Below are 11,791 nucleotides of genomic sequence, written 5' to 3' on the forward strand. Positions count from 1 at the left end.
TCCTTGCGGGTGGCTTAGATATACTCTGGTAAAGCTTAAAAATAAAACTGTCAGGAAAGAAGAATGGATAAATATCTTGTTGCAGAGCAAAAGTTCGACCTACAGCAAAATTTTCGCCGTGCACTTAAGTGCCAGGAACAGCTGAATGTAGCTAAAGAAGCCGTTAAGGAAGCGCGCGGCAGCCGCGTGTGGATCGTGGCTCTGATCGTGATCCTTTTCGCTATGGGGTCAGATTTTTTCCTGGGGGCTTCCGCTGCGCTTTTTGCGCATTATTTTTACCGTATTATCCGTGCCTGGTATTCTGTTAGCCGTGCTGAAGAGTCACTTGAAGAGAACGAGCGCTGGTTCAGCTCCAAAGGCTTGAAGCTGGAAGGCCGGGTGCTGTATTTCCGTGAGGACAGCCTGCTGGAACGGCCCCTGGATCCATTTGATGATGAGCTGTATCGCTGATTTACTGCCAGGTGTCAACACTACCAATGGCTGTTTATGAGTGTGCTTTTATTGATACTGATCAACAGTCATTTGTGCAGCTGCGGTATATAGTGGAAACAACCTACTTTCAGGAGACAGTGAGATGACATTAATAGCGCAGTTGCATCAAGATCACATTAACCTGAGCCGGTTGCTGGAGGTAATGGAACTCAAGGTTCAAAAGCTCAAAGCGGGTGACTCTCCCAATTTTTTACTCCTATCTGAATTGGTGGACTATATTGGTAATTATGCCGATCAGTATCACCATCCTCGTGAAGATCATATGTATCACTATTTTTGTGGACGCGACGCCACGCTAGATGCACATCTGCAAAAGTGTGAAGCTGAACATACGGATCTGAAACAGGCATCCAAAGTCGTCAATGAAACAGTGGATGCAGTCATGCACGATGCCGTTATTCCTATGTCTGATTTTATCGGGCAACTGGAGGCGTTTGTATTACGTGAGCGTGAGCATCTGGATTATGAAGAGACGGTGATATTTCCAGGTATTGAGCAGGTTGCAAATGACGCTGACTGGGCCGCTCTGGAGCAGAAGCTACCTGAACCTGAAGATCCCTTGTTTGGCGAAAAGCAGGGCGAGAATTACCGCGAACTTTACAAGGCATTACTACAGGACGTTATTGCTGCACCCTGATTTCCAGCAGGCAAGGTTTAAAGCTCACACGATTTCGACCATTATGTTTGCTGAAATACAGAGCCTGATCGGCTGTTTGGATCAGGCTTTCGGTCAAATTTGATACATCAGTGGCCAGCGTGTGTTGCTGCTCACAAATCGTCAGACCCAGCGATGCCGTGATTTGCAAAGCCTGGTTTTGATGCCCTGAAAAAGTTGTCTGGCTAATGGCTTCGCGTAAATTTTCAGCAACCTGGGTTGCTTCTGACTCAGAACAGCCGGGAAGTAATATCGCAAATTCTTCGCCGCCATAACGGGCAATACTGTCAGTTTCACGTAGTTTCTCTTTGAGTAACTGAGACATATCCCGCAGTACCTTATCGCCACTTAAATGTCCGTGAGTGTCATTGACGGGCTTAAAGTGGTCAATATCAAGCAGTATGCAGCCTAAAGGCTCACCGGTGCGGTTGCTACGTTTTATTTCACGTAGCAGTTGCTGACTGAAAGCGCGCCGATTGAGTGCCCGTGTCAAGGGATCAATGCTACTAAGGCGCTGAAGCGTTTCATGGCTGATCGCATTTTCCATGCAGACGGCCACTACCGAGGCCAGATGGGAAACATAATCATAACGTAACAGGTGGTTATAGCGCCCAGGATCCGAACTGCCGAGACACAGGCTGCCAATCAGGCAATCCTCTCGGATTAGGGGGAGGAGCGCACAGGACTGCACATCATCAGCACCCCGGAAGCAGGTTGCGAGTATATGTGCCGTCGCTTCACCGCAAAACAGGGTTTTATCGGGATAAAGGTCACGCAAGGGTTGCTGTTGCCGAATCAGTTGTAAACCTGGGAAGTGATTGAAGCGTGCTGAACCGTCCAACAGTTCTTGAACCATATCTTCCGGATCAAGTAGCATCAGGGTAACGGCAGACAGACCGAAGCTCTGGCGAAAGTGATTAAGCAGATAATCAAGCAGCTCGGCCAGCGTGACGCAGGATAAAAGGTCCAGTTCGGCAGCAAAAAAAGCTCTCAATAACTGCTCATTGCGCTCTGCTTTGTGGTGCAGAATACTCACACGTTGCCTGAGCTCCTTGTTTTCTTCAGCAATGGTTAACTCTGATTGCATTGACTGAAATCCCTGATAGGTTCAGAAAAGTCGTAGTTTATTAGATCAAAATAAAAACTGCTAAACACCTGAATCCGTACTAGTGTATATAAAAAATGCTCAGGAGAGAATGCAATGCGTGTATTGATCACAGGCGGCACAGGTTTTATTGGTCAGGCGCTGGCGAAGGCCTTAAAAGAGCGTGGTGACGAAGTACTGATTTTATCCAGACGTGCTGCCGATAATCCGCAAATAGTGACGACATTGGCGCAGATCCAGCAGCCGGTAGATGCTGTAGTGAATCTGGCTGGCGCGGGTATTGTTGACAAGCGCTGGACCCCGGAGCGTAAGCAGTTGTTGCGTGACAGCCGAATAAAAACCACAGCAGAGCTGCTGCAGTGGATTGAACAGCAACCACAGCGTCCTTCCGTACTGGTCAGTGGCTCGGCAATTGGTTACTACGGTAGTCAGTCGTCACAGGCACTGGACGAACAGGCGAAGCCAGTTAATGGGTTTACGCATCAGCTTTGCGCTGACTGGGAGGCTGAAGCGCTTAAAGCCACTGATTTGGGTTTGCGGGTGTGTTTGATCCGAACCGGTGTAGTGCTGGGTTCAGGTGGCGCGTTAAACAAAATGCTGCCACCGTTTCGTTTGGGTTTGGGTGGTCCTGTTGCATCCGGCCAACAGTGGATGTCCTGGATACACCTGGATGATGAAGTACGAGCTATTATCTGGTTGCTGGATAATCCGGCGCTGCAGGGGGCGTTTAACTTGACCGCACCCGAGCCTGTAACCAATGCTGAGTTTTCTGCGACTCTGGGCAAAGAGCTGCATCGCCCGGCATTTTTTACCCTGCCGGGATTTGTGTTGAAGTTACTGCTGGGTGAAGCCAGTGAGTTGTTAGTACAAGGGCAGCGCGTTGTACCGGCGCAGTTACAGGCATCCGGTTTTGAGTTTCGCTATCCAGTGCTGCAACAGGCGTTGAAGCAGATATTGACGTGACACAGTTACATCAGCTTACGTCGTCGTCTGAGTGTGCTGACAGCTTGCAATAGCAGATCACCCTGCCACATGCCGTCCTGTGGGCGTTTCAGGTGATGCTCCAGATCCAGCAACAGATAGTTGAGTGTCTGACTGACATTGGCCTGGTAGATGGATTCGGTATTAATAATTTGTTTGTCAGCCAAAAACAGGCGGCCCAGAGAATCAGAGCTGAGCACGCAGGTTTTCCGGCATTATGCTGACAAGCCTCACTAAGTTGCATAAAAGCCTGATGCTCGCTGCGTACCGCCGCTCGGTGAAACTCGGAAACCTGTGGGATGGCAGGTGTTTGCTCAGCCTGTTGAACAGCTGGTGTAGTTTGACGGGGCTTGGGTTGATTCGTTGTGTGACGAAGTACCGGTACCTCTGTTGTTGCTTTTTTACGCTGACGATAGAAGGCGTAGACAGCCGTCAGTGTTACAAGCAATACAGTCAATCCTGCCAGAGTTGGCGTGGCATAAGCGCGTATATTGCGTGTGCTTGTCTCCGGTGAGTTGAGGGCTGGCTGATTCGTCGCAAGAGACGAGGGCTGCACGGCAGGTTGTGTTTCAGATATGAGCTGTTCTATCCCTGGTTGTTGCGGTTGTGTATAGCGGTTTTGCTCAGACAGAGTGTCCCACCAGCCTATTCCGGATGCAGGATGCATCAACTCACCTGGCTCAGTGGGTCTGATGATCCAGGTTTCATGAATCTGGCTGGTAATTCCCTGGCTTGAATGATGCTCCTCGCTTTCACGGCTGAGTAACTGATAAAAAGCAGGGGGAGGGGTGTTGATAAGAGAAGCGGGCAATTTGTCCAGTGTAGTACCAACAGCGACGAGTGACAGTTGGCGGATCAACTGATTAGCCAGGCCGTCTTCAAGTGCGTAGGTCGTATCGGTCATAAACAGGTTATTAGAGGGCAGCCAGTTCTGCTGTGGGTTTATTTCTGTCGGAGCCAAAACTTCGACGTCCGGCATGTCGGCATAGAGTTCAGTGATAGAAAAACTGTTCTCTTCTGGTAAGCGTAATCCCGGGCCACTGATCTCAAGTAAGCCAACCTCATCGGGAAAAACAGCAAAGCGTAATCGCGTATGAAAATAGGCCTCACCACTGACTTCATCAACACGTGTCTGGGGTAGGTCTAGTGTGCGCACCCGTCCTGCCGCCAACTGTGGAGGAATAAAATCCACTGTCTCCGGCAGAGGCTGATTGTGATATATATCCAGCGTAACCAGCAATTGAGCGTTGCGGTAGACTTGTTCACGATCCGTGATCAGGTTAATGCTCAGGTCGGTTCCGAAATGTGGCTGGATGGGGGTGGCTGGCTGACTAGGTGTTTCGCTGACCGCTATATATAAGGGCTCTGATGTGTGTTCCTGAAACGACAAAGCGGAAATTTCCAGGCGGCCTGAGTGTTTGGGTCGAAGTGCTATCAACCAGCGGGTTCTGACCTCTCGTAACCCGGTTTTATGTGTTGTCAGAACGGAGCGCTGTGCCGGGTTGAGGTGAAACTCTGCACCCAGGTTGCTCAGATCGGGTGGATTGCTGTGCTCGCCTTGTATTTCCAGTGTCAGGTAGAAGCGTTCCCCTATGTTGACCTGTTCGCGATCAATTTCCGCGTAAAGGGCTGCCTGCAGGTAGGAACTGCAAAAAAAAACGAGAATTATTGTAAAGAGCCCTTGCTTAACAACGTTGTTCATATAGTCTTAAGTAGTATTCGGTATTTACCCATATTATCCGGAAAGGTTGTTGTATGCGCAATTATCCATGCGAGACTGCTGCCATATAATCAAAAAAAAGAGAGAGAGATATGCCCTTGCACGTTGCGGAATTAAAGGAAACGCTACTGGAACGTCTGAAAACTGAAATACGTAAACGTCTACCCGATAAGAAATCAGCTCTGCTGTGTGAGTTTGTCGATAGTTATTATAAAAATACCCCTGAAATGGATCTGCAAAAATGGCGCCCGGATGATCTACTCGGTGCCACACTGGATATGTGGGAATTTATCCAGGATATCCCCGGCGAGTCTCCCCGGGTTAAGATTTTCAATCCCGATTTTGAGCGGCACGGCTGGCAATCAACGCATACAGTCATTGCCGTGGTATCGGAAGACCGTCCGTTTATCATTGACTCGCTGCGGATGGAGCTGAATCGTCAGAATGTTGTCATACATGCCATTAATAATGTGGTATTGCATACCTCTCGTAATCAGAAAGGCGTACTGACCGGACTCCATGACCCTAAAGGCTTGCCTGAATCTGTGGTCGCGATCGAGATAGACCGCCATACTGATTTACAACGGTTGCAACTGATGCAAGCCGAGCTGCTTAGCGTTCTGGAAGAAGTACGTGCAGCCGTTGATGATTTTGAGCCTATGCTGGCCGCCGTTAAAGAGCAGGCCGGGCATCTGAAAAAACTTGGCTCCGTACTGGATAAGCAAGGCTTGAAAGAAGCCAGTGAATTTTTGGAGTGGATGCATACCAATTTTACCTTTCTCGGCTATGAAGTATTTGAACTGAGAACAACAGATGGCAATGAGTCACTTGAGCCGATTAAAAGCTCTGGCTTAGGGTTACTGCGTGACTGCAATCAAGCCTGCCGGGAAAAGCTGTTGGATGAAGACAACCTCAATGCCGATCAACACACCCTGCTACCAGACCTGATCAGCTTTTCCAAAGCAGCCGCTAAATCGCGTATCCATCGTCCAGCCTATCCGGATTATATCGGCTTTAAACGCTTTGATAACAAAGGTAACCTGGTAGGTGAGGTGCGTTTTTTAGGCCTCTATACCTCTGCCGTATACATGCATTCGCCGCGTAGTATCCCGGTTATTCGTAACAAAATATCCACCGTATTAGAACAGTCAGGTCTGCATGAGCATGGCCATGACTGGAAAGAGTTGAATCAGATCCTGGAAAGCTTTCCGCGTGATGAGCTGTTCCAGATGCAGGTAGATGAATTATCCAGCATGACGTTGGGTATTCTGGAGATCCGTGAACGGCGTCAGATTCGGGTATTTCTACGCCGTGATCAGCAGGGGCATTATTTCTCAGCACTGGTGTATGTGCCGCGTGAAATATATAGCACCGAGTTTCGTGTGCGCTCAGAAAAAATTCTTAAACAGGCATTGGGTTGTGAACTGGCTGAGTTTACCACCTATTTTTCTGAGTCTATTCTGGCACGTACGCAATTTAATTTGCGCCGTGCCGACGGCGAAAGCGTTACTGATCAGTTTGATGTCAACGATATTGAACATAAAGTCCGTGTGGCTGCGCGCAGTTGGGATGAGGATCTTTATGATGCCTTGACCGAAGCGTCAGGCGAAGAGCAGGGGATACACTGCTATAACCATTTTGGTGGCGGTTTCCCCGCCAGTTACCGGGCGCACTTCTCAGCCCGCACGGCTGTTATTGATATTCAGCATATGCGTGAGATGTCAGATAGCAACCCGATTGCATTGAGCTTTTATCGGGCGTTGAACCGTGAAGAAGATGAAATCAACTTCAAACTCTTCCATTATGGAAATTCTCTACCCCTGTCAGATGTTCTGCCTATTCTGGAAAATCTCGGTCTGCGTGTGATTGATGAGCATCCCTATGAGATTCAAACCGCAGGGAAGTGTATTTGGATACATGACTTCAACCTCCGCTATGGTGGCAAGCAACACGCCTCCATGGAGATGTTGCAGACTACCTTTGAAGATGCGTTTTTGAATATCTGGCAAAAAGCCTGTAGTAGCGATGACTTTAACAAGTTGGTGTTGGGTGCCGGGCTAGGCTGGAGGCAAGTCAAGGTATTGCGGGCTTATGCCGCGTACATGAAACAGATCCGTTTCCCTCTCAGCAATGAAGCGATTATCGCGGCGCTAAACAATCATGTTGCTATTGCGCGGGAACTGATTGAACTGTTCTATGCTCGACTGGAGCCAGGTAAGGCCAATGCAAAAGTTGCTGAGGCCGCTGAGTTGCGCATACAGGAAGCCCTGGAATCCGTTTCCAGCTTGAATGAAGATCAGGTGATACGTCAGTATTTGATACTGATCAAGGCTACGCTGCGTACTAACTTCTTCCAACAGAAGGGCGGTGTGCACAAACCTTATATATCCTTTAAATTGTCACCCGCTGGTATCCCGGAAATACCGCAACCACGGCCCATGTTTGAGATTTTTGTGTTCTCGCCCCGCGTTGAAGGTGTGCATCTGCGTGGTGGTAAAGTGGCGCGTGGCGGCTTGCGCTGGTCAGATCGAAGTGAAGATTACCGTACCGAAGTGCTTGGATTGGTAAAAGCGCAGCAGGTAAAAAATGCGGTGATTGTTCCCGTGGGTGCCAAGGGCGGCTTTGTGGCTAAATACCTCCACCCAGGTATGAGTCGTGATGAATGGCTGGAAGAGGGCATCACCTGCTATCGTATGTTTATCAGTGCACTGCTGGACATCACCGATAACCTGATTGAGGGTGAAGTGGTGCCACCGAAGCAGGTGGTACGACACGATGAGGATGATACCTATCTGGTTGTTGCTGCTGATAAGGGCACAGCAACCTTCTCTGATATTGCCAATGGCATTGCGGCAGACTATAGCTTCTGGCTGGGCGATGCGTTTGCCTCGGGTGGTAGCCAAGGCTATGACCACAAGAAAATGGGCATTACTGCGAAGGGCGCCTGGGTCTCTGTTGAGCGTCATTTCAGAGAAATGGGGCATAACACCCGTACCGAGCCGTTTACCGTAGTCGGTATAGGGGATATGTCAGGTGACGTGTTTGGTAATGGCATGTTGCTGTCTGAGCAGATTAAACTGGTGGCGGCATTCAACCATCTGCATATATTTATCGACCCGGATCCAGATCCGGCGAGCAGTTTTGTTGAGCGCCAACGCCTCTTCGATCTGCCTCGTTCTGGCTGGAATGATTATGATAAGTCACTGATATCCAAAGGTGGTGGTATCTTTGACCGCTCAGCGAAGTCGATTCGACTGACAGCGGAAATGAAAAAACTAACCGGTCTGACTCAGGCGCAGATAACGCCGAATGATCTGATTTCAGCGTTGCTGAAGTCTCGCTTTGATCTGCTGTGGAACGGTGGTATCGGCACCTACGTTAAAGCCAGCCATGAAAGCCAGGCGGATGTAGCGACAAAGCCAACGATGGGTTGCGTGTTGATGCCTGTGAGTTGCGCTGCCGGGTCATAGGTGAAGGCGGTAACCTGGGGATGACCCAGCTGAGTCGTGTCGAGTTTTCCCGCTTGGGTGGTCGCATGAACACTGACTTTATTGACAATGCGGGTGGGGTGGATTGCTCCGACCATGAGGTCAATATCAAAATTCTGATGAATGGCATGGTCGCAGCAGGTGATCTGACCCTGAAGCAGCGTAACAAGCTGCTGGTGGAAATGACCGATGAAGTCTCCTCGTTGGTGCTGAAGAACAACTATCGTCAGGTGCAGGCGATTACGTTGGCTGAACGGCGCTCGCTGGTATCCATGTCTGAGTATCAGCGCTTTATCAACAAGCTGGAAGGACAAGGTAAACTCAATCGTAAGCTGGAATACCTGCCGGCTGATGACGTGCTGGATGAGCAGCGCCTGGCTGGAAAAGGGTTAAGTCGGCCTGAATTGTCGGTGCTGGTGTCTTATAGTAAGGCTGACCTGAAAGAGCGTCTGCTGGAAACTGATCTGCCCGATGACAGTTACGTAGCTAGAGAGCTGGTAACAGCTTTCCCGCGCCAGATGCTGGAAAAATTTGCTCCTGAGTTGAAAGAGCATAGACTCTGCCGTGAAATCGTAGCGACCCAGGTTGCCAATGAAATTGTCAACTTCATGGGAATCAATTTTGCCGACCGTCTGGGAGTATCTACAGGGGCGGATATTCAGCGTATTACCCGTGCTTATGTGTTGGTGCGTGATATCTTCATGCTCAAAGACTTGTGGAAGCAAATTGAGCTATTGGACTATCAGGTCGACTCAGATATTCAGCTGGAGATGATGGAGCGTTTGCAGTATCTGGTCAGACATGCCACACGCTGGATTCTGCGTAACCGTCGTGGTGATCTGGATTGTCAGCAGGAGATAGGTATTTTTGCTGAGCCGTTGAAACAATTGGCCGATCATTTAGGCGAGCTGTTATGTGGTGAGCCCAGATCACAGTGGGAAAGCGCGTATCAGCGTTACACGGATGCGGGTGTACCGGATGAGTTGGCTAAAATTGTGGCTGGCTCAGGCGTGCTCTTCTCTGCCATGAGTGTTATTGAAGTGGCTCGGGAGCAGAAAGTGAATATGCAAACAGCAGCACAGGCCTTCTTTGGTCTGGGTGAACGTTTGCAGCTGCATTGGTTTGCTAACCAGTTAAATGATCTCAGTGTTGAAAATTACTGGCAAGCCTTGGCAAGGGATGCATTCAGGGATGATCTGGATTGGCAGCAGCGGGCATTAATGGCTTCTCTGTTGAAGTTGGATATGTCCGACAAAGCCAGCACGGCAGCAAAACTGCAGCAGTGGGTTGAACTCAATCAGCCTTTGCTGGATCGCTGGGATAAAGTTCTGACTGATCTTAAAGCAGCAAAAACACAGGACTATGCAATGTATACAGTGGCCGTGCGAGAGTTGTATGATCTCGCACGAACTTGTAACTTTACTGCTGACTGATCAGTAGCCCTACATCACGGTGCTGTCAGTCATTGAGCTGGCAGCACCGCTGATGCATTATGTAATAATTGACCTGGCAATCAGCCGGGATGAGTATATGAAGTACTACCGTGGCCAGGCTGTGCAGATTTCTTCACGTGCACGCGATGGTCGTATTGTACGTTTGCCCGCCTCCGTGATGCGCCAGTTCATCACACTTTCCGGATTACGCGGTAGTTTTGCTGTTTACTATGATGAGCATGGACGGCTGCAGCAAATAGACCGGTTAAGTTGAAAGCTGTCTTTTATCCATCTGCCAAGGGTATAATAACTCCCGTTTTTTTAAACACTGTCCGAGATTGCTATGCTATACACACTTGCCCGATCATTGATGTTTAGACTGGATGCTGAAACAGCGCATAATCTGTCGTTGACCAGTATGAATCTATTATCAGAAACCGGCTTGCAGCACTTGGTTGGAGCAAGAATGCGTCAGGCACCTGTCGAAGTCATGGGGTTGCGTTTTCCCAATCCAGTAGGACTGGCTGCAGGTCTGGATAAAAATGGCACAGCCGTAGACGGGCTGGCAGCGATGGGCTTTGGCTTCATTGAAGTGGGTACGGTGACACCGCGCCCGCAGGATGGCAATCCAAGACCGAGGATATTTCGCCTGCCTGAACATAACGCCATTATTAATCGTATGGGGTTTAATAACGCGGGTGTGGATCAGCTGCTGAAAAATCTTGAAAAATCACGCTATAGCGGCATTCTGGGTATCAATATCGGCAAGAATAAAGACACCCCGAATAAGCAGGCACATGATGATTATCTCTACTGCCTGCGTCGTGTTTACGACCGTGCCAGTTATGTGACTGTGAATATTTCCTCGCCTAATACACCCGGGCTGAGATCGCTGCAGTTTGGTGACTCACTCAATAGCTTGCTTGATGCGCTGAAAAATGAACAGGCTCGCCTGGCACGTTTGCATAGCAAATACGTACCTATCGCTCTGAAGATTGCGCCGGATATGCAAGATGAAGAGTTTGAGTTGGTGGCTGGTTCGTTAAAAAGTTATGAAATAGATGCTGTTATTGCTACTAACACCACTCTGAGCCGGGAAGGTGTGGAAGACTCAGCACTTGCGGCTGAATCCGGAGGCTTGAGTGGTGCACCGGTCAGAAACTGTTCAACGGCTGCGATAGCGGCATTGTCACGTCATTTGAATGGGGCGTTACCCATCATTGGTGTGGGCGGTATTACTGAACCATTTGATGCAGCCGAAAAAATTGAAGCGGGAGCCAGTCTGGTGCAAATCTATACTGGATTGATTTATCGTGGTCCAAGATTGATACACGAATCGGTTAAAGCGGTGGAATCTCTGGTTCGTCGTTAAGGATTGCGACAGTGCAGAGCTCTGTCGCAATCCCGCTCCGTAATCAGAATTGATGAATCAAGACTTATGCCAAGGTGGGATTTGCCTGAATTGCAGAAACGCCGGACATACCATTCCAGTGTGCTTCGCGTCCTTCACGCCAACCGTTCATCCAGTGTGATCGCAAATCTGCAATTTGCACTGGGCACTCTTCACGTGATCGACCGGTCAGTCCGGCAACAAAACCACGGTTGTGTAGGGTAGAGCTACGGTCTCGTTTCTGTGTTCTCATAAAATACGCCTCTCAATTTCTATTTTTCATCGCGGGGCCGGTGTCGAAAATGACAACCGGTCCCTTTCGCGTGTAGGCTATAAGGCAATCAACCTACACCTCTATTCATATCTGAAATGAGCGGATTTGGCTATTAATATTAACTATAATGTAACAGAACCTTCATAGTGTTATGGATAGCGCAGTTGCAAAATATCTAGGCAAATCAGTTTATTACACCTCTAAATTTTAACCGGCTTTTGTCGTGAAATATTTTCATCCCAGTAAGACACCC

General features: G+C 49.0%; 9 protein-coding genes and 2 pseudogenes. 7 read left to right on the plus strand and 4 right to left on the minus strand.

The genetic code is table 11. From position 1 onward, the window contains the following. Nucleotides 1-63: 63 nt before the first annotated feature. Together LH51_RS15405 and LH51_RS15410 are read left to right on the plus strand one after the other, a co-directional pair. Entirely contained in the window at nucleotides 64-450 is a 387-nt protein-coding gene (locus LH51_RS15405; RefSeq protein WP_036523802.1) for a hypothetical protein, read from the plus strand. 124 nt (nucleotides 451-574) lie between these two features. Continuing rightward, entirely contained in the window at nucleotides 575-1,129 is a 555-nt protein-coding gene (locus tag LH51_RS15410; protein WP_036523804.1) for a hemerythrin domain-containing protein, read from the plus strand. On the opposite strand, the gene LH51_RS15415 is transcribed toward LH51_RS15410, so the two are convergent. After that, on the minus strand, nucleotides 1,113-2,234 hold the full coding sequence (locus LH51_RS15415) for a sensor domain-containing diguanylate cyclase (protein WP_036523807.1): 1,122 nt from the start codon (nucleotides 2,232-2,234) through the stop codon (nucleotides 1,113-1,115). The genes LH51_RS15410 and LH51_RS15415 overlap by 17 nt on opposite strands. 114 nt (nucleotides 2,235-2,348) lie before the next feature. On the opposite strand from LH51_RS15415, the gene LH51_RS15420 reads away from it, so the two are divergent. Next, on the plus strand, nucleotides 2,349-3,215 hold the full coding sequence (locus tag LH51_RS15420) for a TIGR01777 family oxidoreductase (RefSeq protein ID WP_036523809.1): 867 nt from the start codon (nucleotides 2,349-2,351) through the stop codon (nucleotides 3,213-3,215). Nucleotides 3,216-3,220: 5 nt separating this feature from the next. Here the strand turns inward: LH51_RS15420 and LH51_RS24885 are convergent, their stop codons facing one another. Together LH51_RS24885 and LH51_RS15425 are read right to left on the minus strand one after the other, a co-directional pair. Beyond that, entirely contained in the window at nucleotides 3,221-3,328 is a 108-nt protein-coding gene (locus tag LH51_RS24885) for a hypothetical protein (RefSeq protein WP_442934850.1), read from the minus strand. Continuing rightward, nucleotides 3,304-4,935 (minus strand): BatD family protein, encoded by a 1,632-nt coding sequence (locus LH51_RS15425; RefSeq protein ID WP_036523811.1) that lies wholly within the window; start codon nucleotides 4,933-4,935, stop codon nucleotides 3,304-3,306. The genes LH51_RS24885 and LH51_RS15425 overlap by 25 nt, the downstream gene beginning before the upstream one ends. Nucleotides 4,936-5,180: 245 nt before the next feature. Between LH51_RS15425 and LH51_RS24890 the strand changes: the two are divergent. From LH51_RS24890 to LH51_RS15440, 4 genes and pseudogenes are all read left to right on the plus strand, one after another. Continuing rightward, nucleotides 5,181-5,504: pseudogene (locus tag LH51_RS24890) on the plus strand (hypothetical protein); the annotation flags it as partial. A gap of 203 nt (nucleotides 5,505-5,707) precedes the next feature. After that, a pseudogene (locus tag LH51_RS24895) lies at nucleotides 5,708-9,874 on the plus strand (NAD-glutamate dehydrogenase domain-containing protein). Nucleotides 9,875-9,926: 52 nt separating this feature from the next. Next, complete coding sequence (locus tag LH51_RS15435) at nucleotides 9,927-10,148, plus strand: DUF2835 family protein (protein WP_036523883.1); 222 nt, start codon at nucleotides 9,927-9,929, stop codon at nucleotides 10,146-10,148. A 69-nt stretch (nucleotides 10,149-10,217) separates the two neighbouring features. After that, nucleotides 10,218-11,246 carry a quinone-dependent dihydroorotate dehydrogenase gene (locus LH51_RS15440; protein WP_036523814.1) on the plus strand — a complete coding sequence of 343 codons (1,029 nt, stop codon included), beginning with the start codon at nucleotides 10,218-10,220 and terminating at the stop codon, nucleotides 11,244-11,246. Nucleotides 11,247-11,310: 64 nt separating this feature from the next. Here the strand turns inward: LH51_RS15440 and rmf are convergent, their stop codons facing one another. Then, the gene (gene rmf, locus LH51_RS15445) at nucleotides 11,311-11,517 is read right to left on the minus strand and encodes a ribosome modulation factor (protein WP_036523816.1); all 207 of its coding nucleotides are present in this window, start codon (nucleotides 11,515-11,517) and stop codon (nucleotides 11,311-11,313) included. Nucleotides 11,518-11,791: the final 274 nt, after the last annotated feature.

It is taken from the genome of Nitrincola sp. A-D6 (assembly GCF_000764495.1).
Classification (GTDB): Bacteria; Pseudomonadota; Gammaproteobacteria; order Pseudomonadales; family Balneatricaceae; genus Nitrincola.

What these genes read in the sequence shown, in the direction of transcription:
- LH51_RS15405 (WP_036523802.1), top strand. Translation starts at nt 64, where the DNA reads ATGGATAAATATCTTGTTGCAGAGCAAAAGTTCGACCTACAGCAAAAT.
- LH51_RS15410 (WP_036523804.1), top strand. Translation starts at nt 575, where the DNA reads ATGACATTAATAGCGCAGTTGCATCAAGATCACATTAACCTGAGCCGG.
- LH51_RS15415 (WP_036523807.1), bottom strand. Translation starts at nt 2,234, where the DNA reads ATGCAATCAGAGTTAACCATTGCTGAAGAAAACAAGGAGCTCAGGCAA.
- LH51_RS15420 (WP_036523809.1), top strand. Translation starts at nt 2,349, where the DNA reads ATGCGTGTATTGATCACAGGCGGCACAGGTTTTATTGGTCAGGCGCTG.
- LH51_RS15425 (WP_036523811.1), bottom strand. Translation starts at nt 4,935, where the DNA reads ATGAACAACGTTGTTAAGCAAGGGCTCTTTACAATAATTCTCGTTTTT.
- LH51_RS15435 (WP_036523883.1), top strand. Translation starts at nt 9,927, where the DNA reads ATGCATTATGTAATAATTGACCTGGCAATCAGCCGGGATGAGTATATG.
- LH51_RS15440 (WP_036523814.1), top strand. Translation starts at nt 10,218, where the DNA reads ATGCTATACACACTTGCCCGATCATTGATGTTTAGACTGGATGCTGAA.
- rmf (WP_036523816.1), bottom strand. Translation starts at nt 11,517, where the DNA reads ATGAGAACACAGAAACGAGACCGTAGCTCTACCCTACACAACCGTGGT.